Source organism: Pseudomonas oryzihabitans NBRC 102199, from assembly GCF_000730625.1.
Classification (GTDB): domain Bacteria; phylum Pseudomonadota; class Gammaproteobacteria; order Pseudomonadales; family Pseudomonadaceae; genus Chryseomonas; species Chryseomonas oryzihabitans.
In genome coordinates, this window is the sequence record NZ_BBIT01000014.1 from 44923 (window position 1) to 71506 (window position 26584).

25 protein-coding genes, 1 pseudogene and 1 riboswitch are annotated in these 26584 nt (G+C 67.2%); of the genes and pseudogenes, 12 read left to right on the plus strand and 14 right to left on the minus strand.

The genetic code is table 11. From position 1 onward, the window contains the following. Positions 1-65 precede the first annotated feature (65 nt). Complete coding sequence (locus POR01S_RS15950) at positions 66-1280, plus strand: MFS transporter (RefSeq protein WP_255211834.1); 1215 nt, start codon at positions 66-68, stop codon at positions 1278-1280. Between the two features lie 10 nt (positions 1281-1290). On the opposite strand, the gene POR01S_RS15955 is transcribed toward POR01S_RS15950, so the two are convergent. After that, positions 1291-2652, minus strand: coding sequence for an ATP-binding protein (locus POR01S_RS15955; RefSeq protein WP_042137011.1), 1362 nt, complete (start codon positions 2650-2652; stop codon positions 1291-1293). Continuing rightward, positions 2649-3314 carry a response regulator gene (locus POR01S_RS15960; protein ID WP_042137013.1) on the minus strand — a complete coding sequence of 222 codons (666 nt, stop codon included), beginning with the start codon at positions 3312-3314 and terminating at the stop codon, positions 2649-2651. Before POR01S_RS15960 ends, POR01S_RS15955 begins: the two co-directional genes overlap by 4 nt. Positions 3315-3467: 153 nt before the next feature. Between POR01S_RS15960 and POR01S_RS15965 the strand changes: the two genes are divergently transcribed. Further along, complete coding sequence (locus tag POR01S_RS15965; RefSeq protein WP_042137015.1) at positions 3468-3734, plus strand: PepSY domain-containing protein; 267 nt, start codon at positions 3468-3470, stop codon at positions 3732-3734. After that, on the plus strand, positions 3734-4282 hold the full coding sequence (locus POR01S_RS15970) for a cytochrome b/b6 domain-containing protein (protein ID WP_027600897.1): 549 nt from the start codon (positions 3734-3736) through the stop codon (positions 4280-4282). Before POR01S_RS15965 ends, POR01S_RS15970 begins: the two co-directional genes overlap by 1 nt. Here the strand turns inward: POR01S_RS15970 and POR01S_RS15975 are convergent. After that, positions 4279-5253: a cation diffusion facilitator family transporter gene (locus POR01S_RS15975; RefSeq protein ID WP_042137017.1), complete on the minus strand. Its 975-nt coding sequence runs from the start codon at positions 5251-5253 to the stop codon at positions 4279-4281. The two genes, POR01S_RS15970 and POR01S_RS15975, sit on opposite strands and share 4 nt — an antisense overlap. A 244-nt stretch (positions 5254-5497) precedes the next feature. Here POR01S_RS15975 and POR01S_RS15980 point away from each other — a divergent pair, with 244 nt between their 5' ends. Both POR01S_RS15980 and POR01S_RS15985 read left to right on the plus strand, forming a co-directional pair. Beyond that, on the plus strand, positions 5498-7171 hold the full coding sequence (locus POR01S_RS15980; protein WP_042137018.1) for a phosphoethanolamine transferase: 1674 nt from the start codon (positions 5498-5500) through the stop codon (positions 7169-7171). A gap of 79 nt (positions 7172-7250) precedes the next feature. Continuing rightward, positions 7251-7793 (plus strand): cytochrome b, encoded by a 543-nt coding sequence (locus tag POR01S_RS15985; RefSeq protein ID WP_042137020.1) that lies wholly within the window; start codon positions 7251-7253, stop codon positions 7791-7793. Here POR01S_RS15985 and POR01S_RS15990 read toward each other — a convergent pair. After that, complete coding sequence (locus POR01S_RS15990) at positions 7790-8626, minus strand: SMP-30/gluconolactonase/LRE family protein (protein WP_042137022.1); 837 nt, start codon at positions 8624-8626, stop codon at positions 7790-7792. The genes POR01S_RS15985 and POR01S_RS15990 overlap by 4 nt on opposite strands. Beyond that, positions 8626-9198 (minus strand): manganese efflux pump MntP, encoded by a 573-nt coding sequence (gene mntP / locus POR01S_RS15995; RefSeq protein ID WP_007160734.1) that lies wholly within the window; start codon positions 9196-9198, stop codon positions 8626-8628. Before mntP ends, POR01S_RS15990 begins: the two co-directional genes overlap by 1 nt. 9 nt (positions 9199-9207) lie before the next feature. Continuing rightward, positions 9208-9370: riboswitch (yybP-ykoY riboswitch) on the minus strand. Positions 9371-9764: 394 nt separating this feature from the next. Between mntP and pstS the strand changes: the two genes are divergently transcribed. The 5 genes from pstS (at position 9765) to POR01S_RS16020 (ending at position 15071) form a co-directional block, all read left to right on the plus strand. Then, complete coding sequence (gene pstS / locus POR01S_RS16000; RefSeq protein ID WP_027600129.1) at positions 9765-10778, plus strand: phosphate ABC transporter substrate-binding protein PstS; 1014 nt, start codon at positions 9765-9767, stop codon at positions 10776-10778. A 76-nt stretch (positions 10779-10854) separates the two neighbouring features. Further along, a complete protein-coding gene (gene pstC, locus POR01S_RS16005; protein WP_007160736.1) occupies positions 10855-11829 on the plus strand; it encodes a phosphate ABC transporter permease subunit PstC in 975 nt (324 codons plus the stop codon). Next, the gene (pstA, locus tag POR01S_RS16010; RefSeq protein WP_007160737.1) at positions 11829-12704 is read left to right on the plus strand and encodes a phosphate ABC transporter permease PstA; all 876 of its coding nucleotides are present in this window, start codon (positions 11829-11831) and stop codon (positions 12702-12704) included. Before pstC ends, pstA begins: the two co-directional genes overlap by 1 nt. Before the next feature lie 5 nt (positions 12705-12709). After that, positions 12710-13474: a phosphate ABC transporter ATP-binding protein PstB gene (gene pstB / locus POR01S_RS16015; RefSeq protein ID WP_017638707.1), complete on the plus strand. Its 765-nt coding sequence runs from the start codon at positions 12710-12712 to the stop codon at positions 13472-13474. A 310-nt stretch (positions 13475-13784) separates the two neighbouring features. Continuing rightward, complete coding sequence (locus POR01S_RS16020; RefSeq protein ID WP_027600130.1) at positions 13785-15071, plus strand: putative porin; 1287 nt, start codon at positions 13785-13787, stop codon at positions 15069-15071. Between the two features lie 305 nt (positions 15072-15376). Here POR01S_RS16020 and POR01S_RS16025 read toward each other — a convergent pair whose 3' ends face one another. Next, entirely contained in the window at positions 15377-15667 is a 291-nt protein-coding gene (locus POR01S_RS16025; RefSeq protein WP_042137026.1) for a DUF2845 domain-containing protein, read from the minus strand. Positions 15668-15841: 174 nt separating this feature from the next. Here POR01S_RS16025 and POR01S_RS16030 point away from each other — a divergent pair, with 174 nt between their 5' ends. Continuing rightward, the gene (locus tag POR01S_RS16030; protein WP_081875227.1) at positions 15842-17401 is read left to right on the plus strand and encodes a RimK family ATP-grasp domain-containing protein; all 1560 of its coding nucleotides are present in this window, start codon (positions 15842-15844) and stop codon (positions 17399-17401) included. 9 nt (positions 17402-17410) lie between these two features. Further along, positions 17411-18364, plus strand: coding sequence for a magnesium transporter CorA family protein (locus POR01S_RS16035; protein ID WP_042137028.1), 954 nt, complete (start codon positions 17411-17413; stop codon positions 18362-18364). A 142-nt stretch (positions 18365-18506) separates the two neighbouring features. On the opposite strand, the gene POR01S_RS16040 is transcribed toward POR01S_RS16035, so the two are convergent. The 8 genes and pseudogenes from POR01S_RS16040 to POR01S_RS16070 all read right to left on the minus strand — a co-directional run bounded on the left by POR01S_RS16040 (position 18507) and on the right by POR01S_RS16070 (position 26391). Then, complete coding sequence (locus POR01S_RS16040; RefSeq protein WP_027600134.1) at positions 18507-19064, minus strand: DNA-3-methyladenine glycosylase; 558 nt, start codon at positions 19062-19064, stop codon at positions 18507-18509. Beyond that, the gene (locus POR01S_RS16045) at positions 19061-20860 is read right to left on the minus strand and encodes a glycoside hydrolase family 15 protein (RefSeq protein WP_042137030.1); all 1800 of its coding nucleotides are present in this window, start codon (positions 20858-20860) and stop codon (positions 19061-19063) included. The genes POR01S_RS16040 and POR01S_RS16045 overlap by 4 nt, the downstream gene beginning before the upstream one ends. A gap of 5 nt (positions 20861-20865) precedes the next feature. Next, on the minus strand, positions 20866-21759 hold the full coding sequence (locus POR01S_RS16050; protein WP_007160746.1) for an SDR family oxidoreductase: 894 nt from the start codon (positions 21757-21759) through the stop codon (positions 20866-20868). Between the two features lie 381 nt (positions 21760-22140). Continuing rightward, positions 22141-22395 carry a hypothetical protein gene (locus POR01S_RS16055; RefSeq protein WP_027600137.1) on the minus strand — a complete coding sequence of 85 codons (255 nt, stop codon included), beginning with the start codon at positions 22393-22395 and terminating at the stop codon, positions 22141-22143. Positions 22396-22560: 165 nt separating this feature from the next. Continuing rightward, positions 22561-23424, minus strand: a complete 864-nt coding sequence (locus tag POR01S_RS24340) for a methyl-accepting chemotaxis protein (RefSeq protein WP_415625121.1) — start codon at positions 23422-23424, stop codon at positions 22561-22563. Continuing rightward, a pseudogene (locus POR01S_RS24345) lies at positions 23419-24201 on the minus strand (MCP four helix bundle domain-containing protein); the annotation flags it as partial. The pseudogene POR01S_RS24345 and the gene POR01S_RS24340, both read right to left, overlap by 6 nt. Before the next feature lie 77 nt (positions 24202-24278). Then, positions 24279-25250, minus strand: a complete 972-nt coding sequence (locus POR01S_RS16065) for a Gfo/Idh/MocA family protein (RefSeq protein ID WP_042137033.1) — start codon at positions 25248-25250, stop codon at positions 24279-24281. 67 nt (positions 25251-25317) lie between these two features. Further along, positions 25318-26391, minus strand: coding sequence for a saccharopine dehydrogenase family protein (locus tag POR01S_RS16070; protein ID WP_042137036.1), 1074 nt, complete (start codon positions 26389-26391; stop codon positions 25318-25320). Positions 26392-26584 lie beyond the last annotated feature (193 nt).

The following is a 26584-nucleotide window of genomic DNA, read 5'->3' on the forward strand; positions in this document are numbered from 1 at the left end:
AAATATATCTTGATGTTAAGATACTTCTCATCAAGAGAAATATCGCGTCACTCTGGAGATTGTCCATGCTTTCCGCGTCGCCTTCATCCCCGAACACGCCGGCACCGCGCCAGGATGCCTTCCTGGCCGTCTTGCTGGTGCTGCTGGTCGGCGTCAACCTCAGACCCATCCTGGCCGCCATCGGTCCGCTGCTGGATGGCATCCAGGCGGCCACCGGCCTGGACGGCAGTGGCGCCGGGGCGCTGACCACCCTGCCCATCGCCGCCATGGGCCTCTGCGCCCTGGGTGGCGCCCGTCTGCAGGCCTGGCTCGGCGAGCGCCGTGGCATCGCCCTCGGCCTGCTGCTGCTGGCCCTGGCCAATGCCCTGCGCTGGGAAGAGCCAAGCGGCCTGGGGCTGATCCTGACCGCCGGGCTGGGTGGCGTCGGCATCGCCCTGGTCCAGGCGCTGATCCCCGCCTATATCCGCCGCTGCCATCCGCAGCGCACCAGTACCCTCATGGGCCTCTACACCACCGGCATCATGGGCGGCGCGGCCGTGGCGGCGGCCACCGCCGCGCCCCTGGCCGAGCAGTGGGGCTGGGCCCAGGGCCTGGCGCTCTGGACCCTGCCGGTGCTGCTGGCGCTCGGCACCTGGCTGGCCCTGGCCCGCCCGGATGCGCCGGCGCGGGACGCGGCAACCCGCGCGCAACCCTGGCGGCAGCGCCAGGCCTGGCTGCTGCTGGCCTTCTTCGGCATCGGGACCGCGGCCTACACCCTGGTGCTGGCCTGGCTGCCGCCGTACTACACCGGCCTCGGCTGGCGACCGGCCGACAGCGGCCTGCTGCTGGGCGGGGTGAGTCTGGCCGAGGTCAGCGCCGGTCTCCTGCTGTCGGCGACCATCGCCCGCCTGCGCAATCGCCGGCCGCTGGTGCTGGGGGTGCTCGGCGTGGTGCTGGTGGGGCTGCTGTGCCTGGCGCTGGCGCCGCTGCCCCTGGCGGTGCCCACCGCCATCCTGCTCGGCCTGGGCATCGGCGCGCTGTTTCCGCTGTCGCTGATCCTGGCGATGGACAAGGTGCGCGATCCCGCCGACGCCGGCGCGCTGCTCGGTTTCGTCCAGGGCGGTGGCTACCTGATCGCCAGCCTGGCGCCGCTGGCCGCCGGCATCCTGCGCGACCATCTGGACAGCCTGGCCAACGCCTGGCTGCTGATGGCGGTCGGCGTGGTATTGCTGATGGGCCTCGGCCTGCGCCTGACCCGCCCGGAGCGCCCGGTGGTGGCGCGCGGCTACCAGCGGGCCTAGCTGTTAAAACCTAGCCGGCGCGCGGTAGGCGCAACTCCACGCAGAAGCCGCCCCGGGGGCGATTGCTGAAGGTCAGGGCACCGCCCAGGCGGCGGGTGATGGTCTCGACGATGGCCAGCCCCAGCCCGGCACCCTGGGGGTTGCCGGCGCTGTAGAAGCGATCGCACAACCGCGCCAGCTCGGCCTCGTCCACCCCGGGGCCGCGATCTTTCACCCGCAGCAGGACGCCTTGGTCCTGGCTGGCCTCGATGCCGACTTCCACCGCGCTGCCGGCGGGGGCGAAGGCCAGGGCATTGGTCACCAGATTCTGCAGGGCGATGGCGATGGCGTCCGGATCGCCGAGCACCGGCGGTCCGGCCTGGGCCGCCAGCACCAGCTCCACCTGCTGCCTGAGCGCCAGCGGCGTCAATTCCGCCAGCTCTTCGCGCACCAGGGGCTCCAGGGCCAGCGGCTGGACCTGGGTGGCACCGGGTTCCAGTCGCGCCAGGGTCAGCAACTGGCTGGCCAGGCGGGTGGCCCGGCTGACGCCCTGGCGCAGATAGCCCAGGGCTTCGTCGCGCTCCGCGGCCGTCTCAGCGCGCTGGGCGTTCTGCGCATGCAGGTCGAGGATCGCCAGGGGCGTGCGCAATTCATGGGCGGCGTCGGCGATGAAGCGCCGCTCGCGATCGAGCAGGGCGCGCAACTGGGCGAGCTGGTGATCCAGGGCGCCGCGCATGGGTTGCAGCTCCGGCGGCAGCGGGCCGGTCGGCAGCGGCGCCAGGCTGTGGGGATCGCGCTCGCGCAGTCCGCGGGCGAAATCCTGTAGCGGTCGCAGGCCCCAACCCAGCAGCAGCCAGAGCACCCCGACCAGCAGCGGCAGGCCCACCAGGGTCGGCCAGAGGGTATGGCTGACGATGCGCTGGATCAGGTCCTGGCGCAGGTCCTCGCGCTCGCCGACCCAGATGCGCAGGCCGCCATCGGCGGTACGCACCAGCATCCCGCACCATTCGCGCCCGTTCTCGAACACCTCGTGCAGGCCCTCCGGCGGCACCTCGGCCAGCTGCGGCGCATTGCCGGAGCGGGCCAGCAGCCGGCCATCGGCGGTCCAGACCTGGAAGGTCAGCTGATTCTCGTAGGGGTGCGCCGGCACGCTGCCGGGAACGGGTTGCATGGCCCGGTCGAACACCCGGATCAGCTCCGGCCAACGATCCGCCGCCGGCGTGCCGACCTGCAGCAGGCCTTCCAGCAGGCGCGCGCCCTGGACCAGCTGGGCGTCGTAGATGCCCTCGATCTCGCGATGGCTATCGCGCAGCGCCAGCAGGGCCAGGGCCAGACTGCCAGCCAGCACCAGGGCCAGGGTGGGGGCGAGGATGCGGGTGCGGATGGCGATCATGGCTGACGCTCCAGCAGATAGCCCACCCCGCGCACGGTGCGGATCAGGCCGCTGTCGAGCTTCTTGCGCAGGTTGTGGATGAGCACTTCCAGGGTGTTGCCCGAGGCGGCTTCCTGCCAGCCATAGAGGGTATTGCTCAGGCGCTCGCGGGTGATGACGGCGCCCGGCCGCAACAGCAGCTGGTGCAGCAGCTGGTATTCCATGGGCGTCACCACCACCTCGGCGCCGCGGTAGTGCACCACCTGGCTGGCCGGGTCGAGGCTGATGCCGGCGTGCTCCAGCAGTGGTTGCGCGCGGCCACAGCTGCGGCGGATCAGGGCGCGCAGGCGCGCCTTGAGTTCGTCCAGGTCGCAGGGCTTGACCAGGTAGTCGTCGGCGCCGGCATCCAGGCCCTGGATACGATCGGCCTTGGCGTCGCGGGAGGTGAGCACCAGCACCGGCACCTGGCCGTCGGGCTGGCTGCGCAGGCGGCGCAGCAGGTCGAGGCCGTCGAGGCGCGGCAGGCCCAGGTCCAGCAGCACCAGGTCGAAGCGCTCGGCGGCCAGGGCGTGTTCGGCGGCCAGGCCGTCGGCCACCCAGTCCAGGGTATAGCCCTCGCCGCGCAGGGCCATGCGGATGCCCTGGGCCAGGGCCGCATCGTCTTCCACCAGCAGTACCCTCACGACCGCGTTCCTCTCGTTTTGAAGGCTCTAGCCCGCCATCATCGCTGGCGTCCTGGCGCAGCGGCAGGGGCAACTGTTACCGGGCGTTGCATCCTAAGACTGCATTAAGCTTCGCCGTCGAGTCTGGCCACTCCCATCACGAGGAGTGTCGCCATGCGCCGCCTGTTGCTGCCGTTGCTGTTCGCAAGTCCCCTGGCCCTCGCCGCCGAACCCCAGTGCACCCAGGCGGACAAGTCCACCTGGCAGGACGCCGAGAAATTCCAGGCGCAGCTGCGTGACCAGGGCTACGAGATCAAGAAATTCAAGATCACCAAGGGCAACTGCTACGAGATCTACGGCTTCGACAAGGACAGGCGCAAGGTCGAGATCTATCACGATCCGGTGAGCGGCAAGGCGGTCAAGAGCGAGATCGGCAGCTGATGAAGACGGCGACCGTGCGGCTCTGGGATCCCCTGGTGCGGCTGTTCCACCTGTCGGTCGCCGCCGCCTTCTTCGCCAACTACTTCTTCAACGAGAAGGGCGCCTTCTGGCATCGCTGGATCGGCTATTACGCCTGTGCCTGGCTGCTGGTGCGCCTGGTCTGGGGCTTCGTCGGCCCGCGCAGCGCGCGCTGGAGCGACTGCTGGCCGACCCGCGCGCGGCTGGGTGCCCATCTGCGCGATCTCTGGCAGGGGCGGCCCCATCACCGCCTCGGCCATTCGCCGCTGGGCGCCCTGGTGATGCTGCTGATGATGGCCGCCATCGGCGGCCTGGGCGTCACCGGCTTCCTCATGCGCGAGGTGGATGCCCTCTGGGGCGCCGACTGGCCCGAGGACCTGCACGCCTGCTTCGCCAACGGCCTGCTGGCGCTGGTCTGCCTGCATGCCGTGGCCGCCGTGGTGGAAAGCCTGAGGGTAGGCGACAACCTGCCGTTGTCGATGCTGACCGGTCGCCGCCGCCCGCTGGAGGAGTCGTCCCCGCGCGACTAGGCGCAGTGCCCGTCGAGGGTACCCGGCGGATCCACCTGCACCGTCACGTGCTGCAGGCCATGGCGGCTGCGCAGCAGCTCGCCCACCAGGGTCGGCAGGCGCAGGGGATCGCTGCCCGGCGCCGGGGTGATGTGCAGGGTGGCGATGCGGGTTTCGTCGGTCAGCGTCCAGACGTGCAGGTGGCCCACCTCGGCCACCTCCGGCAGGGCGCGGACTGCCGCCGTGGCACCGGCCGTGTCGAATTCCCGCGGCGCCGCCTGCAGGAGCACCGCGCCGGCATCGCGCACCAGGGTCCAGGCCGATTTGACGATCAGCAGGGCGACCAGGATCGACAGCGCCGGATCCAGCCAGGTCCAGCCGGTCCAGAGGATGCCCAGGGCGGCGACGATGGCGCCCACCGAACCCAGCAGGTCGCCGGCCACATGGAGCAGGGCGCCGCGCAGGTTGCTATCGTCCTTGTGCCCGCCGTTGAGCACCACGAAGCCGACGATATTGACCACCAGGCCGATCACCGCCACCGCCAGCATGGGGCCGGACAGCACCTCGGTGGGCTCGCGCAGCCGCATGATGGCTTCCCAGCCGATCCACAGGACCAAGAGCAGCAGAGCGACGCCATTGGTCAGGGCGGCGAGGATGCGCACCCGGTGGAAGCCATAGGTGAAGCGCGCATTGGCCGCCTTGGCCGCCACCCGGTAGGCCACCAGCGCCAGCAGCAGGGCCGCGGCATCCGAGACCATGTGACCGGAATCGGCGATCAGCGCCAGGGAGCCGGACCACCAGCCGCCCACGGCCTGGACGATGGCGTAGCCAAAGGTGAGGGCGAAGACCAGCTTGAGCTTGCGCTCGTTGTCGGCGGTCACCCGCGGGGCGTGGGAATGACCATGGCCATGGTCGTGGCCATGCTGATGATCGTGGTCGTGGTCGTGGTCGTGGTCGTGGTCATGATCGTGGTGAGAGGTGCAGCCACTCATCTACAGGTCTCCGGAGCATTGAGGAGGCAGTGGGCACGGGCCCTTCGCTGACGATCCTGAAGCCTGAAGTGACTTCAGGGTCAAGCGGATCGGGCAGTCAGCTGACCCCTTGGTCATCTGTTACCGGGCATGAGTTGCTAAGACTTCATTAAGGTTCGCCCCTCAGGGTAGCGGCTCCCTGTCGCCGGAGCCCGCTCATGATCGCCTTCCCCAGTCTCCCTTCGCGCAGGCGCCGGGCGCCCTGATGCTGCTCGCTGCCTTCTCCCGCCCCCGCGCTTCGGGCTGGCGACCCTGGCGCAATCTGCTGCTACTGAGCAGTCTGAGTTGCCTGCTGTTGCTGGCCGACGACTTCCTGCAGCAAAGCTTCACGCCAAACAACCGCGCCGAGTTGGAAGCGGGCTATGTGGCCGCGCTCTGGGTGTTCAGCCTGGCGCTCTGGCTGAGCAATCTGCCGCGCCTAGCGGCGTTCATCCTGCTGGGGTTCGCCCTGATGCAGCTGCTGCAGCTGGGCAACCTGAGTTTCTTCGGCGAGCCGCTCAGCGCCATCGACATCCAGGCCCTGCTGGGCGACACCGCGGAGGTGCGCCAGACGCTGTGGCTCAGTCTGCCCGAACACTGGCCGGTGCTGCTGTGCGTGGGGCTGCCCTATGGACTGCTGATCGCCCTGCATCTCCAGCTGCCCGGCCGGGTGCCGCTGCCGGCCAGTCGCTGGGCGCTGATCCTGATCGCCGCGGTGCTGCTGTCCAAACCCTATCGCGCCACCTATCGCAACCTCGATGCCTTCGTGCCCAGCCCCGCGCGCAGCGGGCTGCACAACAGCCTCAACGCCTTTTCCGCCTGGGCGGTGCGCCTGGCCGGGCGTGACGACGTCGTCCTGCCGCCCACCGCCTATGCGCCCTATGGACTGGCCCCGGTGCCCAGCAGCGCGCGGCACGTCTGGCTGGTGGTGGCCGATTCCCTGCGCAGCGATCGCCTGGGCGCCTTTGGCTATGCGCGCGATACCACGCCACAGCTGTCGGCCTATCTGGCGGCCAATCCCCAGACGCTGATCCGCCCCGGCGTGGCGGCAGGGGTGGCCACCGATGTGAGCCTGCCCTACCTGCTCAATCCGATCCGCGAACCGGGCCAGGACGGGCGCCTGCGCAGCGGCGAGATCAACCTGTTTCGCTTCGCCCAGGCCGCCGGCTTTCGCACCCACTGGCTGTCGTCCCAGGAGTCCAAGTTGCTGGCGCACCTGGGCAGTCGCCATCTGGACGTCGCCATCACCCGCGAGGACCATCCGCTGCGCTTCCTGCAGCGCCAGGACCGTGCCCTGCTGGAAATCCTCGACGAACAGCGGTGGGCGCCGCGCAACTTCGTGGTGCTCAACCTGCGCACCGCGCACCTGCCCTATGCGCAGAATTATCGCCACGAGGACACCCCGCCGCCCTGGCCGGATAGCGGGGCCGAGGGCCAGGCCAATGCCTATGACAATTCCCTGCACTATCTCGACGGCCTGCTCGCCGAGATCCTCGCCGACTTCGACCGCCTGGACGGCGAGCGCTATCTGATCATCACCGGCGACCATGGCCAGCGACTGGGGGAGGGCGGTCACTGGGGGCACAACGACCTGGTGCCCGAGGTCAGCGACGTGCCGGTGATCGTGGTGGCGCGGGACGCACCGCCCCAACCCCTGGCCGAGCTGCAGGGCGAGCGCTGGATCAGCCACTACGAGGCCGGCAGCTGGCTGGCAGAGCGGCTGGGGACCCGCATCGACAATCCCAATCGCCGCCCCGACGAGTACTTCGTCCATGGCAAGCTGCTGTTCAGCGACAATTTCGTGCAGCGTGTCTGCGAATCGCCCACCGGCCTGGTGCACCAGCCGCCGCAGCAGCTGAGCACCCTGCTGCTGGATACCTCGGTGGCGCCCTGCGGTTAGGGCCGCGGCCGTCTTACCCTTGGCCTCGGGGCGCCGCTACACTGCCGGCGCCTCTTCATCTCAGTCGCAGGATCCCGTCATGCCTTCCGCTTCCTCTGTTTCCCGCTATGTGCACAGCGCCCGGCTGCTGCACTGGCTCATGGCCCTGCTGGTATTGCTGGCCTATGTGCTGATCCTCAACCGCGGGCAGTTCGAGCGGGGCTCGCTGGAGCGCCAGTGGGTGACGCTCAGCCATTTCTGGGTGGGCCTGCTGGTCCTGGCGCTGGTCTTGCCGCGGCTGCTGGTGCGCCACCGCCATCCGGTACCGCCGATCACGCCGCCGCTGACGCGAAGTCTGGAGGCCGTCGGCCGACTGACCCACTACGCGCTCTATGCCTTTCTGCTGGCCCAGCCGCTGCTCGGGCTGTTCACCGTCTGGCTGACCATCGGCGCGGTCAAGATCCCGTCCAGCACCTGGGCGCTGCCTTCGCCCTTCCCGGTGGACCCGGCACTGGCGAAGACGCTCAAGGGCGTGCACCTCTGGCTCGGCAAGGCCTTCTACTGGGTGATCGGCCTGCACCTGCTGGCCGCGCTCTGGCATCACCTGGTGCGCAAGGACGACACCCTGAAGCGCATGCTTTAACGCGGGTAGAGGGCGATGATGCGGTCGCGACCGCCTTCGGCCAGCAGATAGCCGTCGCCCCGCGGCAGCAAGGCCTGGGGCGCGCGCAGGAAGGTCAGGATGGCGCGCGGGGCCGACTGGCGATCCCAGAGCAGCAGACGGGCGCGGTGGGTGGAGTCTTCGCTGATCCACAGGCCGCGGCGGTCGCAGAGCAGAAAGCTCGGCTCGCGCAGATCGCGCAGCGCCGGCGGATCCCGGCCATCGTCGCTCAGCTGGCGCACCAGGCCGCGGGATTTCTCGGTATAGAAGGCACTGCCGTCCGGGCAGCGGGTAAAGGACTCCGCCTCGTCCAGGTGGTCGCGCAGTACGGTCAGGCTGCCATCGGCGGCGTCGTAGCGCAGCAGGCGGCCGGCCCCCTTGCGGTCTTCCACGGCATAGAGCCGCTTGCCTTCGGCCCAGAGCCCCTGGGCGTTGATACCGGTGAAGAGATCGCGACTGCCGGCGGCGTCGAACCAGCGGATGGGATGGGTGCCGCCTTCCTGGCTGTAGACGAAGCCGTCCTGGTAGGGCACCAGGCCGTCGGGCTTGTACAGCCCCTCGCTGAGCACGCTGCGCCGGCCCTGGGCATCGATGCGCAGCAGCCGGCCCTTGCCATCCTTGAGTTCTTCCGCGGTGAGCAGGGCATCGCCCTGCCAGGCCAGGGCGCTGGCCTTGGCGATGTCGGCATGGGCCACTTCGTAGCGCCAGCCGGGAGCGGCCTGGGCCGGCCAGAAGCGCTGCCAGGCGAGAAAGCCCAAGGCGGCCAGCAGCAGAGCGGCCAGGACGAGGAGGGCGCTACGCCAGAGGCGAGCCATCAGCTGGCAACGGCGGCCAGGTGTTCATGCAGGATGGCCGCGCCGATCACGATCAGCACCACGCCACCGAGCATTTCCGCGCGCTTGCCGACCAGATTGCCCATCACCCGGCCCAGCATCACCCCGGTGGTGACCATGATCATGGTGGCGAGGCCGATGGCCAGGGCGGCGGTGATGATGTTGACGTCGATGAAGGCCAGGCCCACGCCCACGGCGAGGGCATCGATGCTGGTGGCCACGGCGGTCAGGGCCAGCAGCATGAAGGAATGCTGGCGGGGCTTTTCTTCCTCGGCCTCGGGCGCACCGAAGCCGGCCCAGATCATGCGCAGGCCGAGCACGGTGAGCAGGGTGAAGGCGATCCAGTGATCCCAGGGCTGGACGTACTGGGCGGCGGTGAGGCCGACGGCCCAGCCGATTACCGGGGTGATGGCTTCGATGACGCCAAAGATGGCGCCGGTGCGCAGGGCTTCGCGCAGGCAGGGCTTGTGCAGGCTGGCGCCCTTGCCGACCGCGGCGGCGAAGGCATCGGTGGACATGGCGAAGGCCAGAAACATCAGGGAAGCGGGGTTCATCGTGACAGCGCCGGCCGGGCTCGATCCACAAGACATCCCCGCACGCCCGGCTTGGCGCGGTGATGCCTCTGGTCTCGCCAACCCTGACTGGCTGTCCTGACCACGGCGGTTGCCGAGTATGTTGATCAGGACGCTTTCCACCGCGGTGGAAGCAGGCTACTCCCCAAAGAGGCCGCCACCTTACCCATCCGGATAGAGAAAGTCTATCTTGTAGATAGTTCTAATATATATAGCCTTGGCTAAATCTTCTGCCGTCGAGTCCTCCAAAAGCGCCGATGAATCCTCTGCAGGGCGCGCTCTTACTGGATTGGGGGCTCGGCACAGGATGCTGTGGGAGACGGCTGTCGGCTACCGGTGCCCTGCGCGGACGTCGCCCAGGGATGCCCGGAGGTCGCTTGCTCCCGCCGAGCAGGGCGGGAAGCGTGCCCTCACTGGTCGCGAGGCCGAGCGCCAGCCCGTCGCCCATGATGGCGCTCTGCCGTCCCCGTTTCGTCATGCCGCTGACACTTAATTGTCACATTTCGGCAATAGCCTAGCGCCAGCCCTCACTAGGTAATGGAGCCACCATGAAACGCACGTTCAGCCTCTCTCTGTTGTTGTCGGCCTTTTGCCTGAGCACCGCCGCTCACGCCGTGGATGTCACGGGCGCCGGCTCGAGCTTCGTCTTCCCCGTTCTGTCGAAGTGGTCGCAAGGCTTCAGCGAGAAGACTGGCAACCGTATCAACTACCAGTCCATCGGCTCCGGCGGCGGCATCGCCCAGATCAAGGCCGGCACCGTGGACTTCGGCGCCACCGACGCCCCCATGAGCACCGACGACCTGCAGAAGGGCGGTCTGGGCCAGTTCCCGACCATCATCGGCGGCATCGTGCCGGTGATCAACGTGGATGGCATCGAGCCCGGCAAGCTGAAGCTCGACGGTCCGACCATGGCCAAGATCTTCATGGGCGAGATCAAGACCTGGAACGACCCGGCCATCGCCGCGCTGAACCCCGGCATGAAGCTGCCCGAGGGCGCCATCACCGTGGTGCGTCGTTCCGACGGCTCGGGCACCTCCTACAACTTCACCAACTACCTGGCCAAGGTCAGCCCGGAGTGGAAGGAGAAGTACAACTTCGGCACCACCGTCAACTGGCCGGTCGGTGTGGGTGGCAAGGGTAACGAGGGTATCGCCGCCTACGTGAAGCAGATCAAGGGCTCCATCGGCTACGTCGAGTACGCCTATGCGCTGACCAACAAGATGACCCATGTGCAGCTGAAGAACGCCGCCGGCAACTTCGTGCAGCCCGAAGCCAAGAGCTTCCAGGCCGCCGCCGCCACCGCCGACTGGAAGAGCGCCAAGGACTTCAACCTGCTGATGACCAACGCCCCGGGCGCCGACGCCTGGCCGATCACCGCCACCACCTGGATCGTGATGTACAAGGAACCCAAGAACGAAGAGCGCAGCAAGGTCGCCTTCGACTTCTTCAAGTGGTCCCTGGAGCATGGCCAGAAGGATGCCGCGGCCCTGGATTACGTCCCGGTCCCGGACACCCTGGTCAAGCAGATCGAAGGCTACTGGGCGTCCGACTTCAAGAAGTAAGCACGCCTGTCCCGCCGCCTGGATCCCCTGGGGTCCAGGCGGTTTCGCGCGTCCTTCCAGGTAGACGGAAAGCTCCATGACCGACCAGACCCTGCCCCTCTCCGCCGCTCAGGAACAGCGCATCCGCCGGGATACCCGCGCCGATGTCTGGTTCCGCCGGCTGCTGTTTTCCGCCGCGCTGCTGGTACTGCTGGTACTGGTCGGCGCCGCCGCGTCCACCCTCTGGGGCGGTCGCCACGCCTTCATGACCTTTGGCCTGGACTTCATCACCTCGGCCGAATGGGATGTCGGGGCCGAGAAGTTCGGCGCCCTGGTGCCCATCTACGGCACCCTGATGACCTCCTTCATCGCCCTGCTGCTGGCCGTGCCCACCGCCTTCGGCATCGCCCTGTTCCTCTCCGAGATCGCCCCCACCTGGCTGCGCGGTCCGGTGGCCACGGCGGTGGAACTGCTGGCCGGTATCCCCTCGATCATCTACGGCATGTGGGGCCTGTTCGTCTTCGGCCCCTTCATGGCCGCGCACATCTCGCCCTTCATCAACGACTACCTCGGCGCCATCCCGGTGATCGGGGTGCTGTTCCAGGGGCCGCCGCTGGGCATCGGCATGCTGACCGCCGGCATCATCCTGGCGATCATGATCCTGCCCTTCATCACCTCGGTGATGTACGAGGTGTTTCGCAGCGTGCCGGCGCAGCTCAAGGAATCGGCCTATGCGCTGGGCTCCACCACCTGGGAAGTCTGCTGGGACATCGTGCTGCCCTACACCCGCTCGGCGGTGGTCGGCGGCGCCTTCCTCGGCCTGGGCCGTGCCCTGGGCGAGACCATGGCGGTGACCTTCGTGCTGGGCAACGCCCACCAGTTCTCCCTCTCGCTGATGATGCCGAGCAGCTCCATCGCCTCGGTGATCGCCAACGAATTCAACGAGGCCTATACCGATCTGCACCGCTCTTCGCTGATCGCCCTGGGCTTTTTGCTGTTCGTGGTGACCTTCTTCGTGCTGCTGGCGGCACGGCTGATGCTGACGCAACTGTCGCGCAAGGCAGGTAACTGATGCACATCGACGCCTATCTCTATCGCAAGCGGCGGATCAAGAACGGCATCGCGCTGATCTTCGGCAGCGCCGCCGCCGTGCTCGGCCTGGGTTTCCTGGCCTGGATCCTCGGTACCACCCTGATCAAGGGCGTCAGCGCCCTGAGCCCGGCCATCTTCGTCGAGATGACGCCGCCGCCCGGCGCCGCCGACGGTGGTCTGGCCAACGCCCTGTTCGGCAGCGTGCTGATCACCCTGCTGGCCACCGCCATCGGCGCGCCCATCGGCATCCTCGCCGGACTCTGGTTGGCCGAATACGCCCGCCACTCCAAGCTGGGCCTGGTGGTGCGCTTCGTCAACGACATCCTCCTGTCGGCGCCGTCCATCGTCATCGGCCTGTTCATCTACACCGCCGTGGTGGTGACCCTGAACCAGTACTCCGGCGGCAGCCTGGGCTTCTCCGGATTCGCCGGCTCCCTGGCGCTGGCCATGCTGGTGGTGCCGGTGGTGACCCGTACCACCGACGAGATGATGCAGCTGCAGCCGCCGGCCATGCGCGAAGCGGCCCTGGCCCTGGGCATCCCCCAGTGGAAGGTGACCCTGCAGATCCTCTTGCGCGCCTCCCGCGCCGGCGTGGTGACCGGGGTGCTGCTGTCCATCGCCCGCATTACCGGCGAGACCGCACCGCTGCTGTTCACCGCCTTCGGCAACCAGTACTGGAACGCCGACGTGCTCAAGCCCATGGCCACCGTGCCGGTGACCATCTTCCAGTTCGCCATGAGTCCGTTCGAGAACTGGCAGCACCTGGCCTGGGCCGGCGCCCTGCTGCTGACGCTGTTCGTGCTGCTCCTGAACCTCTCCTCTCGCTTCTTCTTTCGTAACCGGGATTCCAAGTGACTACCATGCAGACGCAGATACCGGAACTGCAGGCGCGCGACGTCGGCTTCCGTTACAAGGGCCACCAGGCGCTCAAGTCGATCAACCTGGACATCGCGGCCAAGCAGATCACCGCCATCATCGGCCCGTCCGGATGCGGCAAGTCCACGCTGCTGCGCATCTTCAACCGCATCTACTCGGAATACCCGGGGCTGGAAGCGACCGGCGAGATCCTCATGGACGGGGAGAACATCCTCGATCCCAAGTACTCGCTAAGCCGCCTGCGCAGCACCATCGGCATGGTGTTCCAGAAGCCGGTGCCCTTCCCGATGTCGATCGCCGACAACGTCGCCTACGGCATCCGCCACCACGAGCGGCTGTCCCGGGTGGAGTTGCAGGATCGCGTCGAGCAGGCCCTGCGCGGCGCGGCGCTGTGGGACGAGGTCAAGGACAAGCTCAACCAGAGCGCCCTGGGTCTCTCCGGCGGTCAGCAGCAGCGCCTGTGCATCGCCCGCACCATCGCCCTGCGTCCGCGGGTGCTGCTGCTGGACGAGCCGACCTCGGCGCTGGACCCCATCTCCACCGCGCGCATCGAACAGCTGCTGGCCGAACTCAAGCAGGAGTTCACCGTGGTCATCGTCACCCACAACATGCAGCAGGCGGCGCGCTGCTCCGACGTCACCGCCTTCATGTACCTGGGCGAGCTGATCGAAGTGGACAAGACCGACAAGATCTTCACCAAGCCGGACAAGAAGCAGACCGAGGACTACATCACCGGTCGCTTCGGCTGAGGATTTCGCCGGCTCTCGGCAAGGCCACTCCCCGGAGTGGCCTTTTTCATGGGCGAGCGGAAAGGGGCGGGGCAGGGCGGTCGCCTGGTTTCTCGGTGGAGAAAATTGTCTTCACGTCCGAGAAAGACTTTTTCCGAGCTGGCAACGCATGGCGTTACCGTGAAATTTTCATTTAATTTCAAAAGCTTGTATTAAAAGTTTTACTTTATTGAAGGCAAAACGACATCTCTTCTGCCGAGACTGACCCAGCTTCGTGACGGGCTGCACTGCCAGCCACCACCCCTGGATTGTCTTGAAAGGAGATCTGCCGATGTCTGTTAACCCTTATCGATTCACGGCGCTGTTCTCGGGCGTGCTCCTGGCCACCTGCTCGGCCACCGCGAGTGCCGCTGTCGATGAGAAGCTGCTCGACATGCTCAAGGCCAACGGCTCCATCACCCCCGCCCAGTACGCCGAATTGCGCGGCGACCTGCAGCAGGAGCAGCAGGCGCGCGCCGCCCAGGTCGCCCAGCAGCAGAAGACCTCCGACTTCGAGAAGAAACTGGCCTGGGCCGCCAAGACCCAGATCAAGGGCGATGTGCGGGTGCGCCACGAGAGCATCGACATCAGCGGCGAGCCGGACAACGGTCGCGACCGCGACCGCCAGCGCATCCGGGCGCGACTGGGCGCCTACAGCGAGATCAATCCGCAGGTGGACACCGGCATCCGCATCGCCACCGGCGGCGGCGACGATGCCCGCTCCACCAACCAGGACCTCAACGGCTACTTCAACAAGAAGCAGCTCTGGCTGGATCAGGCCTATATCGACTACCACCCCACGGCGCTGCCGAATCTGCACCTGGTGGGCGGCAAGATGGGCCAGCAGTGGGTCAGCACCGGCGACGTCATCTGGGACGCCGACATCAACCCAGAAGGCCTGGCCGGCACCTACAGGTACGACCTCGGCGGCGGCGCCGAGCTGTTCGGCAGCACCGGCTACTATGTGCTCAAGGACAACGTCGACGGCGAGGGCTATGAGTTCAAGCACGACCTGCGCCTCTACGCCGGCCAGCTGGGCAGTCGCTTCAACCTGGGCGATGCCGCCAAGCTGATGGTCGGCGGCAGCGTCTACGCCTACGACAAGGACCAGGACAGCACCTGCCCGACCACCGGTTCGGTCACCTCGCCCTGCGCCCTGGCGGTGAATGGCAACACCACCGACCGCTTCCAGCTCTACGAGGGCTTCGCCCAGCTGGACCTGACCAAGCTGTGGGTGCCGCTGTCCTTCTATGGCCAGTACGTGGTCAACGACAAGGCCGACGACGGCGAGGACACCGCCTGGCTGGTGGGCGCCAAGACCAAGCTGATGCAGCGGGTCGGCCTGGAATACAACTACCGCGATGTCCAGCGCAACGCCGTGGTGGGCGCCTTCACCGACTCCGACTTCGGCAACGGCTCGACCGGCGCCCGCGGCCACAAGCTCAAGCTCGGCTACGACATCGACAAGAACTTCGGCGTCGGCCTGACCTATTTCCTCGCCGAGTCCGACACCGCCAGCCGCTTCCGCACCGATGCCGATGTGAAGACCCTGCAGCTGGACCTGGAAGCCAAGTTCTAACCACGGCCCTCAGGTCGTGCTCCGCTTGAACCGCCCTCGGGCGGTTCTTTTTTGCCTGCGCGATGGAGAGACTCGCCTGGCACCTGTTGGGCTTCGCTGCGCTCAATCCAACCTACGCCGGAGCCGCTGCTTTTCCCCCTCTCCCTCCGGGAGAGGGCTGGGGTGAGGGAGGCTCTTGCCTGCTCGATGGCGAGACTCGCCTGGCACCTGTTGGGCTTCGCTGCGCTCAATCCAACCTACGCCGGAGCCGCTGCTTTCCCCCTCTCCCTCTGGGAGAGGGTTGGGGTGAGGGAAGCTCCCGCCCACTAACGCTCCACCCTGATCTCCACCAGCTTGCCGTCGATGAACTTGAGGTGACGCGAGGCGCCGTTCTCCGGGGCATAGGTCCAGAACTGGGTCTCGGCGGCATTGAATTTGGGCACGTTGTTGTTGCGCAGTGCCGGCGGATTGATCTTGCGCTCGGCAGGAGCGCCACAGGCGGCGAGGACCTGTTCGACGCTGTCGCCTTCCTCGACGAGACTCTGGCCACAACGCAGGCTGGCCTGGGCGAGGAGGGGACACAGCAGGACGATCGGCAGCAACTGACGGGGCTTCATGAGGACTCCAGGGCAGGACGTTCGCCAAGCTTAGCCAACCGCCGAACGACGTGCCCGGCGCAAAGTCTCGGTCAACTCCGCCGCCAGGGCATAAAGCCTGCGTAACGGCGCGGGACAGCCGCCGGCGGAAGGCGTATTGCTGGACACCCCTTCCGCCAGAGCCCGGTCCGCATCATGGTCGCGATTCAAGCCCGCCTGCCCGTCGCCACCCCCGTTCCCCGTCCCGAACCCGTGCTGCACCTGCCGGCCAGCAGCACCCTGCTGATCATCGTCGAGCGCAAGGAAGACTGGTCGGACTACCTGCCCAGCGAAAGCATCGTCACGGCCCAGGAGTATCTGGAAGACCGCCGTCTCACCGCGGGCGGTGGCCGCATCCAGGTGCTCAACCTCTGTCGCAACTACCGCTACCTGGGCCACGGCTACTATTGCTCGCTGCTGGCGGAGGCGCGCGGTCATCGCGTCATCCCCTCGGTGCGGACCCTGAGCGAACTCAATCGCAAGGCGCTCTACGGCCTGCTGCTGGAAGACCTCGACGCCCTGGTGGACCAGGCGCTGGCCGAGCACCCACTGGGCGCCACCGAGGGCTTCACCCTCAACCTCTATTTTGGCCGCACCGAGTTCGCGCCGCTGCAGGCGCTGGCCAGGCAGCTGTTCGACGCCTTCCCGTGCCCGATCCTGCAGGTGGAGTTGCGCCACAGTCGCCACTGGCACATCGCCGGGATCAAGAGCGGCGCCCTGCACCGCCTGCAGGACGCCCAGCAATACGCCTTCGCCGATGCCCTGGATGCCTTCAACCGACGCATCTGGCGGCAACCGGCCTCGCGGCGCCAGGCGCGCTACGACCTGGCCATCCTGCATGACCCGGAGGAGTCCTTGCCGCCCTCCAATGCCGCGGCCCTGGCCGGTTTCGTCGCCGCCGGGCGTGATCTGGGGGTGGCCGTGGAGCTGATCGAGCGCAAGGACTACGGCCGGCTGGCGGAATACGACGCCCTGTTCATCCGCGCCACCACCCGGGTCGACGACCACACCTATCGCTTCGCCCGCAAGGCCGAGAGCGAAGGCCTGGTGGTGCTGGACGATCCCGCCTCCATCCTGCGCTGCACCAACAAGGTGTTTCTCAGCGACCTGCTGGCCCAGCACGGCCTAGGCATGCCGCGTACCGAGATCCTCTATCGCGAACGACCCCAGGAGCTGGAAGAGGTGGGGCGGCGCCTGGGCTATCCGCTGGTGCTGAAGATTCCCGACGGCTGCTTTTCCCGCGGCGTGCTCAAGGTGGCCGACGCCGCCGAACTGCGCCAGGCCGCGGCGGAGTTGTTCGAGCGCTCGGTGCTGCTGCTGGCCCAGGAATACCTCTACACCGAATTCGACTGGCGTATCGGCGTGCTCGCCGGCGAACCGCTCTATGCCTGTCGCTACTTCATGTCCGCCGGTCACTGGCAGATCTACAACCACAAGGCGGAATCCGGCAGTACCGGAGGGCGCTGCGAGGCGGTGGCCATCGCCGCGGTGCCTCCGGCGGTGGTGGAGCTGGCGGTGCAGGCCGCCGCCCTGATCGGCGATGGCCTCTATGGCGTCGATCTCAAGCAGGATCGGGATCGGCTGGTGGTCATCGAGGTTAACGACAACCCCAATCTGGACGCCGGCATCGAAGACGGCCTGCTGGGCGAGGGCCTCTATCGACGGGTGCTGGAGGATTTCGTCCGGCGCCTGGAGCAGCGGCGCCAAGGCTGGTAGGAGCACGCTATGATCGAAGCCTTCACCCTGCGGGAGGGTGGCCTGCTGCCGGCGGGCGACCGCTCGGCGCCGGTGCTGCTGTGCAGCGATCCGGATGCCCGGGAGCGCGCCTGGCTGCAGCAGGCCTTTCCCCTGGACAGCCACCGCCTGGCCTCGGCGCTCGACCCGGACGAGGTCTCGCGCCTGGAAGTGCAGGGCGACGAACTCTTCCTGATCTGGAAGCGTCCGGAACGCTATGCCGGCGGGGCGCGCTTCGCCTTCGAGGTGTCTTCCTTCGGCTTGCTCTGGCATCCCGAGCGGCTGGTGGTCATCTCCGCCGGCCCGTCGCTGCTGGCCGGCGAGGGGCCGGTGCAGCCGCTGCACGATCCGCTGGATGTGCTGGTGGAGTTGCTGTTTCGCAGCGTCCATCACTACCAGGGGCATCTCAAGGTCATCAGGCTGGTCGGCCGCGAATTGCAGCAGCGCTTCGACAGCTCCCTGGGCAACGAGCATCTGCTGCAGATGTTCAATCTCAGCGAGAGCCTGATCCATTACATCAACGCCCTGCAGGGCAACGGCGTGGTGCTCGACCGACTGCGGCAAGTCGCCGAAAGGCGCGAGCTGGGCGAGGCGCTGCGGGCGCGCCTGGAAGACCTCATCATCGAGAACGACCAGTGCCGCCGCCAGGCCGACCTCTACGCCACGGTGTTCGCCCGCCTCATGGATGCCCGCGGCAACCTGGCCAACAACAGCATGAACCTGACCCTGCGCAACCTCACGCTGATCAACGTGGTGTTCCTGCCGCTCAACCTCATCGCCGGCATCGGCGGCATGTCCGAATTCAGCATGATGACCGCCGGCCATCCCTGGTGGCTGTCCTATTCGCTGCTGCTGGTGGCCATGGCCGCCCTGAGTCTCGCCCTGACCTGGATCCTGCGCCGCTCGTTGCGGCGCCGGGCCGAATCCGCCGCGCGCGCGGCCTAGCGCGCTTCATCGACAGCATCAGAGGACAATATGGAAAAGCAGCTGCTCGGCCTGGGCATCGTCCTGGCGATTCTGGCCTTCGGCCTCCTGACCCTGATCTTCGATCTGCGTCGCGGCCGGCGCCAGCACCGCACGGCGATGCTCAGCCAGGAAAACCACGACTCAGATAGCGCGAACCGGCCAGGCCGAAGCGCCAGGGCACCTCGCGCGCGCGGCTGATGCCGATGCGCGGGCCCGCGAGCACCGCCACCTCGGCAGCCGCCGGCTCCAGCAGGAAGGGCGGCTCGGTCAGCGGCAGGCCATCGTGACTGCCGTCGATGGCGAGGGCCTGGCACAGCCTGCCGGGACCGGCACAGAGCAGGCGATCGGCCAGCCCGCCCCGGCGTTCGCGCATCACCTCCAGCCCCCACAGGGGCTCCAGCGCGCGGATCAGCACGCCGGCGCCATGCCCGGCTTCGCGGCACACCAGGTTGAAGCACCAGTGGATGCCGTAGGAGCGATAGACATAGGCATGGCCGGGCGGGCCGAACATGGCGCGGTTGCGCGGAGTCGGGCCGGAAAAGCTGTGGGAGGCCGGGTCTTCGCCGTCGTAGGCCTCGGTCTCGACGATGAGGCCGCCGACGCCCGCGACCCTGAGCGTGGCGCCGATCAGTTGCCGGGCGACCTCGTCCACCGGACGGCTGAAATCCAGATCGCTCACGCCTCGGGCTCCGGTTCTTCCAGAATCAGCGCCGCATGCACCATGGCCAGGTGGCTCAGGCCCTGGGGAAAGTTGCCCAGGGCTGCGCCGTCATGGGGATCGCGCATCTCGGTCATCAGGCCGACGCCATTGAGACTGGCGGCCAGCACCTCGCGCATCAATTCGCGCGCCTGATCCACCTCGCCCAGCACGGCATGCGCCTCGACCATCCAGTAGGAGCAGGCGAGAAAGGCCCCTTCCTCCCGTTCGGCGCCGCTGTAGCGATAGACCAGCGGGCCACGGGCCAGCTCGCGGCGGATGGCGGCCAGGGTACTCACCGACCGCTCACCCCCGTCGAAGCCAAAGCGGATACCGAGCAGCAAGCCGGCGTCCAGGCGCTCGGTGCCGGCATAGAAGGTATAGGCCTGCTTGCGCTCGCTCCAGCAGTGTTCGTTGACCCAGTCGCGGATGCGATCGCGCTCGCGCTCCCAGCGGCCACACATGGCGTCGGGGATGTGCCCTTCGCGGGCCAGGGTCACGGCGCGATCCAGGGCGAACCAGCAGCCCAGCTTGGACAGGGTGTAGTGGCGCTCTTCGGGCAGCTCCCACATGCCGGCATCCGGCTGGCGCCAGCCATCGGCGCAGAGATTGGCCAGGTCGGTGAGCAGGCTGGAAGTGGCGAAATCCAGCACATGGCCCTTGCTGGCATAGAGGCGAAAGGTCTCCAGCAAGTCGCCATAGAGACTCAGCTGGCACTGGGCGCTGGCCCGGTTGCCGACGCGGACCGGCTGGGAGTCGCGATAGCCCGGCACGGGAATGGTGCGCTCTGCCGGTGCCAGCTCACCCTGCAGGGTAAAGCAGGTGTGCAGGCGATTGCCGTGGCGGCGGATGACGTTCTGGATCCAGGCCAGGGCCGCCTGGGCCTCGCCGAGGGCACCCAGGCGCAGGAAGGCCTTGATGGCAAAGACCGCATCGCGCACCCAGGCATAGCGGTATTCGTAGTTCTTGTCGCCGCCGATGCGTTCCGGCAGCGAGGTGGTGGCCGCGGCGACGATGGCGCCGGTGGGGGAGTAGAGCAAGAGCTTGAGGGCCAGCGCCGAGCGCTTCACCTCGCTGAGGAATTCGCCGCGATAGGCAAAACCCTGGGCCCACTCGCGCCAGGCCTGGTCGCTGCGGTCGATGCGCTGGTCCACCTCGTCCAGCGAGGGCACCACCAGCGGTTCGTTCTCGGTCGCGGTCAACGCCAGGACGCTGCGTTGCCCGGCTTCCAGCACCAGGCGTGCCACCAGTCGGCGGTCGTCGCACTGGAGGATCTCCAGCCGCTCGCAATACCTCAGGGTGGCCATGACCCCGTCGACGTGCATGACCTCGCCATTGGGCGTGCTGCGCATCCAGGGCGAGACGGTCTGGCCCTGGGTGCCGGGCACCAGTTCGATGCGCAGTTCGACCCGTCCGGAGATGCCTTCCACCCGGCGCCCTAGTTCGCACCAGGGCAGGCGACCGGCCGAGCCGCTGTTGAGCGACTCGGTCAGACGCACGCTGCCATCAACGGTGTGGAAACAGGTTTCCAGCACATTGCTGTCTTCCCGGTAGGCCCGCTCGACGCGATAGTCGGCCACCGGAGCGATTGAAAAGAAACCGCCGGCCGGGGCGTCCAGCAGGCGGTCGAACAGCGGGGCGGAATCCATGTTGGGTACGCACCACCAATCCAGCGAGCCGTCCGGCGCCACCAGGGCGACCGAACGGCCGTCGGAGAGGGCGGCATAGCCCGCCAGGGGCGCGTAGCCGTCCTGGCGGGCGGGGTCGAAGGCCGCCACGGCCGTCAGCCCATGCCTCCGGTGGCGCCATAGACCTCACCGGTCACATAGCTCGATTCCTGGGAAGCCAGCAGCACATAGATGGGTGCCAGTTCCGCCGGCTGCCCGGGACGCTTGAACACCGTCTCGCCACCAAAGGTGGGGATCTTTTCCTGGGGCTGGCCGCCGCTGGGCTGCAGCGGGGTCCAGAAGGGACCGGGAGCCACGGCGTTGACGCGGATGCCCTTGCTGGCGACCTGCTTGGCGAGGGCCTTGGTGAAGTTGGTGATGGCCGCCTTGGTCGAGGCGTAGTCCAGCAGGAATTCGGAAGGCTGGGTGGCCTGGATCGAGGTGGTGTTGATGATGGCGGCGCCGGCCGGCAGGTGCGGCAGGGCGGCCTTGCACAGCCAGAACAGGGCGTAGACGTTGGTCTTGTAGGTGGCGTCGAACTGCTCGGTGGTCAGCTCGGCGATGTCCTGCACCGCGGTCTGCTTGCCGGCCACGTTGACCAGGATGTCCAGACCGCCCAGGGCCTCCTTGGCCTTGCTGACCAGTTGGGTGCAGAAGGCTTCGTCCTTCAGGTCACCGGGAACGCAAACGGCCTTGCGACCTTCGGCTTCCACCAGCTTGACCACTTCCTGGGCGTCGGCCTCTTCCTCGGGCAGGTAGTTCAGCACCAGATCGGCACCCTCCCGGGCATAGGCGATGGCCGTAGCCCGACCGATCCCCGAATCCGCACCGGTGATCAGCGCCTTGCGCCCGGCCAGTCGACCGAAACCCTTGTAACTGGTCTCGCCATGATCGGGGCGCGGCTCCATGACCTGGGCCAGACCCGGAGCCTCCTGGGGCTGCTTGGGAAATTCCGGCTGGGGATACTGGGTGAGGGGGTTCTGCATGGCGTATTGGTTGTCGCTGGACATGACATCTCCTGAAGGGGGCCAAAAGGCGCCCGTTTGGCATCTTTTCGATGACGTTCAAGGAAATGGAGCCGCAACGCGCTTGAGAGGTTCCCGCCGATTCATAGGGGTTGTATCGAGCTGGACAGCTTTCTTACCCCGTTTTTACCCACGACTACGCCTTTTCCGGCCCGCCCGGGCGTCCAATGACGACGAGAAGGGAAGGGCCCTTCTGGAGTGGAGTTAAAGGTGGTGATGAAAGGCGTCAAGGTGGCCGTGCTGGCGGCCCTGTTGTCCCTGTCCGGTTGCTGGCTGTTCATGCCACCGCCTGGAGGGGGTGGTAATGGTGGCCACGGCGGGCCCGGTGGTGGCCCAGAACAAAGGGGGCCGCGCTAGGGGTCTCGCTCAGGCGTCGAGCGGCTCCAGTCGCAGGGCGACACCGGTCCGTTGCAGGGTGAGGATATCCGCCTCGCGACAGCCGATCAGCCTGCCTTCGGCGGTGCGCAGCTGGTCGTCTTCCAGCTGGGCATAGGACTCTGGCTGCCTGCCATCCCCGGCGACCATGATGTACAGCTGCCCGCACAGCAACTGGCCTGCCAGACGGCCATCGTCCAGGCCGATCAGGCGATAGCTGCGACGGGCATCGTAGGTAAAGCGCATGGGAGCATCCATTCAGGTGTTTCAGCTCAGAGCCGCGCGGGCGCGCAATGTTCAATTGCGAACATGGGCGCGCCGGGTCAGCCGGTCCATGGCCATGCCGAAAGCCTGCCCCTCGCAGGGGCGAGGGCACGCTGACCGCTGGTCGGAAGTTTCCTGAACGGCCGATCAATAACGAAATTGCGCCACCAGGCCCTGGAACGAGGTGGCCAGTCGCGACAGCTCCTGGCTGGAGGCGGCCGTCTGCTGGGCACCGGTGGCGGTCTGGGTGGAGAGGTCCTGGATATTGACCAGATTACGGTCCACTTCGCGGGCGACCTGGGCCTGCTCCTCGGCGGCGCTGGCGATCACCAGGTTGCGTTCCTCGATCTGGGCGACCCCGGCGGCGATGCGGTCCAGGGCTTCACCCGCCTGGTTGGCGCGCGCCTGGGTGCTGTCGGCCAGGGACTGGCTCTTGTGCATGGCGCTCACCGCTTCTTCGGCGCTGCTGCGCACGGCGCTCATCATGCGTTCGATCTCACCGGTGGAACCCTGGGTGCGATGGGCCAGGGCGCGGACCTCGTCCGCTACCACCGCGAAGCCGCGGCCCTGTTCGCCGGCCCGAGCGGCCTCGATGGCGGCATTGAGCGCCAGCAAGTTGGTCTGCTCGGCGATCCCGCGGATCACCTCCAGCAACTTGCCGATCTCGCGCACCTGGCCTTCCAGGGTCTGTACCTTCTGGGTGGAATCGGTGATCTCGCCGGTCATCACCGCCATGGCCTGGGCCGCCTGCTGCACCTGCTCGCGACCCTGCTGGGCTTCGCGGCTGGTGTCCTGGGAGGCGGTGGAGGTGGAGGTGGCATTGCGCGCCACCTCTTCCACGGCCGCGGTCATCTGGTTGACGGCGGTGGCAGCCTGCTGCAGTTCATCGTGCTGGCGGACCTGACCCCGGGAAGTCTCCTCGGTCACGGCGTGCAGTTCCTCAGCGGCCGCGGCGAGCTGGCTGGAGGCACCGGCCATCTGTTGCACGGTGTCTTTCAGGCTGCGCTGCATGCCACCCAGCGCTTGCAGCAGTTGCCCGGCCTCGTCGCGGCGCGAACTCTGGATCGACTGCGTCAGGTCGCCCTGGGCGACGCGCTCGGCGCTGGTCACCGCCTGGCGGATCGGCGTGACGATCATTCGGGTGATGACGATGCCCAGCGCCAGGGCGCAGAGCGTGGCCAGCAGCAGACCGCCGGCGAGCGTCCAGAAGGCCTTGTCATAGGTAGTTTTTGCCTCGACCCCGGCTTCGGTGCTCTGGCGCTTGTTGGATTCCACCATGATCTTGAAGGAGGCCATGGTCTTGCGATAGGTGGGCTGCACCTGCTCGTTCAGCAGCTTGGCCGCACCGGCCACATCCTTGGCGGCCAAGCGCGCCAGGATGCTGTCGACACCGGCGATATAGGTCTTCCAGTCACGCTCGAAGGCATCGCCAGCCTGCTTTTCATCGTCTTCCAGCGGGGTGGCTCGGTAAGCGGCGAAGGGCTTTTCGGCATCGGCCTGGTTGCTCTTCATGGAGGCGATGACGGCCTCCTGGTCGTTCTGGGGTGCCTCGCCATAGGCCATGGACAGCAGGCGGAAGAGGTCGCGGTTATGACCGATGACATTGCTCTTGGCGTCGTTGAGCAGAACGATGGAGCGCAGATTGTCGCCCAGCAGGTTATTCAGCAGCGCATTGAGGCTGTTGAGTCCATTCATGCCCACTGCGCCAATGCCCAGGGTGATCGCCGTGCAAAGACCAAAGGCCACGGCGAGTTTCTTCGCCAGCGCCAGATTGTTGAACCAGACCATGGAGCCTTCCTTTCTGCGAGGTGGGTATCAGCAAGTTGCGCTGGATACCCTCGCTATCGGCACCAACAGTCCGACCTTTAGGTGGCCCCGGAGCGTTCGAATCCGCCTTCAACGCGCCCATAGAGCTCATCAAGCAGCCGATTGGCCGCCAGCGCCTCCGCCAGGCTGGCCAGTTCCGGCCGCGGCTGGCCGAGCAACTGATCGAACACCGCCTGGGCGCCCTGGGGTACGCCGGGGTCCACCCCTTCGGCCAGCACCTGGCGATGGCCCTTGGCGTCGTGCAGCACCAGCCGCCCCGCGGAGAGCTCCAGGGTTCCCTCGCTGCCGTCCAGTCGAATGGCCAGGCGCGGACCGCGCAGGGTGGCGCTGGCACGCAGATGAATCGGCAGAGCACCGGCCTGGAGCAGGGCCTCGCCGCCATGATCCAGTGGCCAGCGCGGATCGCGGTCCAGCCGACTGTGCGTGACGGTCAGGGCCTCACCGCTTAGCCAGGCGCTGAAATCCAGCAGGTGCACCGCCAGATCGCCAAAGGCGCCATAGCCCATGCGGCGCTCGTCCAGGTGCGCCGGCCAGTCGCTGAGCCAGCCCTCCAGCAGCCCGGGGTGGCCGGCGGTGAGCGATAGGTGACTTAGGTTACCGATGTCGCCGTCCCGCGCCCGCTGGCGCAACAGCTGCAGGGCCGGATCGGTGCGCAGATAGAAGCCACTGAAGCAGCACCGTCCGGTGAGCTGTTCGGCCAGGGCGGTGGCTCGGGCGGCCGAGACGGCCAGCGGTTTTTCCACGAAGAGATGACGAGCGCGCGGGAGCAGGGCGCTCACCGCCGCCTCGTGATCCTCGATCGCGGTGGTGACGAAGGCCAGGTCCACTTCGGGCAGCCGGGTGAAGTCGTCCACTACCGGCAGATCATGAGGGGCGGCGAGGCGCCGGGCGCGGGCGGGATCCCGTTCGCTGGCCACCGCCACCACCCGCACCCGCGGATCGGCCAGGCTGGTGTCCAGGTAGTCCTGGGCGTGGATCTGTTCGCAACCGACGATGGCGACGCTGAGCATGACGAGGGGTCCTCTAACGGCAACTGTTCCGTTATGGGACCCCTGGTCTGCCGCTAAGCTTCGCCGATCAGACCGGCTGGTAGGCCTTGCCGAAACGGTTGGCCAGGAAGGCCTCCATGTCCACCTGCTCCTGGGCGATGAAGCCGCGTTGCGGCAGCTTGCCTTCGCGGAACAGATCCAGGGCGGTGCAGATACCGGCGGCGGTGGTGATCTGGATGGCGCTGGTCAGGCGACCGTCGCGCTCGGCTGCGAAGATCTTGCGGCTGAACACCTCCTGCACCAGCTTGCCATCGCGCATCCCGCTGACGGTAACGAACACCAGCACCACGTCCTGCATGGTAGTGGGCACGGCGCCGCGCAGGATGGTCTTGAGCTGCTCCTGGTCACTGGCCAGGCGCAGGTCTTCCAGCAGGAACTTCATCAGGTCGCGGTGACCGGGATAGCGCACGGTCTTGTAGTCCAGGGTTTCCACCTGGCCCTGCAGGGTCTCGCAGAGGGTGCCCAGGCCACCCGAGGTGTTGAAGGCCTCGTATTCCACGCCGTCCAGGGAGAAGTGCTCCAGGCCTTCCAGCGGCTGCACCAGTTGCAGCTCGCCATTGCGCACCGCTTCGCAGGGGTGGCAGTACTCGTTTACCAGGCCGTCGACGCTCCAGGTCAGGTTGTACTTCAGGGCATTGGTGGGGAATTCCGGCAGGGCGCCGACGCGCATCTTCACTTCGCGCACGCTGTCGAAGCGCTTGGCCAGGGAGTGGGCGGCGATGCCGATGAAGCCGGGTGCCAGACCGCACTGGGGCATGAAGGCATTGCTCACGCCTTCGGCCAGCTGGCGGATGGTCTTGGTCGCCTTGACGTCTTCGGTCAGGTCGAAATAGTGGGTATTGGTGGCCTTGGCCGCCTGGGCCACGGGAATCGCCAGGTGATAGGGCAGCGCATTGAGCACCACGTCCTGGTCGTCCAGGGCCGCGGCCAGGGCGCTGGCGTCGGCGGTATCCAGGGTCCGGGTCTGCACGCCCAGGGCCGCGATGGCCGCCAGGGCGCGCTCGTCGCGATCCGCCACCGTCACCTGGTAGTCGCCGCTGGCGTGCAGCAATTGCGAAATGGTGTAGCCGATATGGCCGGCGCCGAGCAGGGTGACTTTCATGGCGGATCCTCCGTGGTTGAGGCTCCAGCTTAAAAAGTGGCGCTGTCAGATGTGAGCGTCAGAGCGTCGAACTGTCGTCTCTTATTTGACGAATCGTCGGGGTTTTCGACGATTCGATGGAGGTGCTCGTTTCATCTGGCTTTTTGCTTATCGCCCTAGGCGAAAGGCTGTCGAGCACGCCACAGGAATCTGG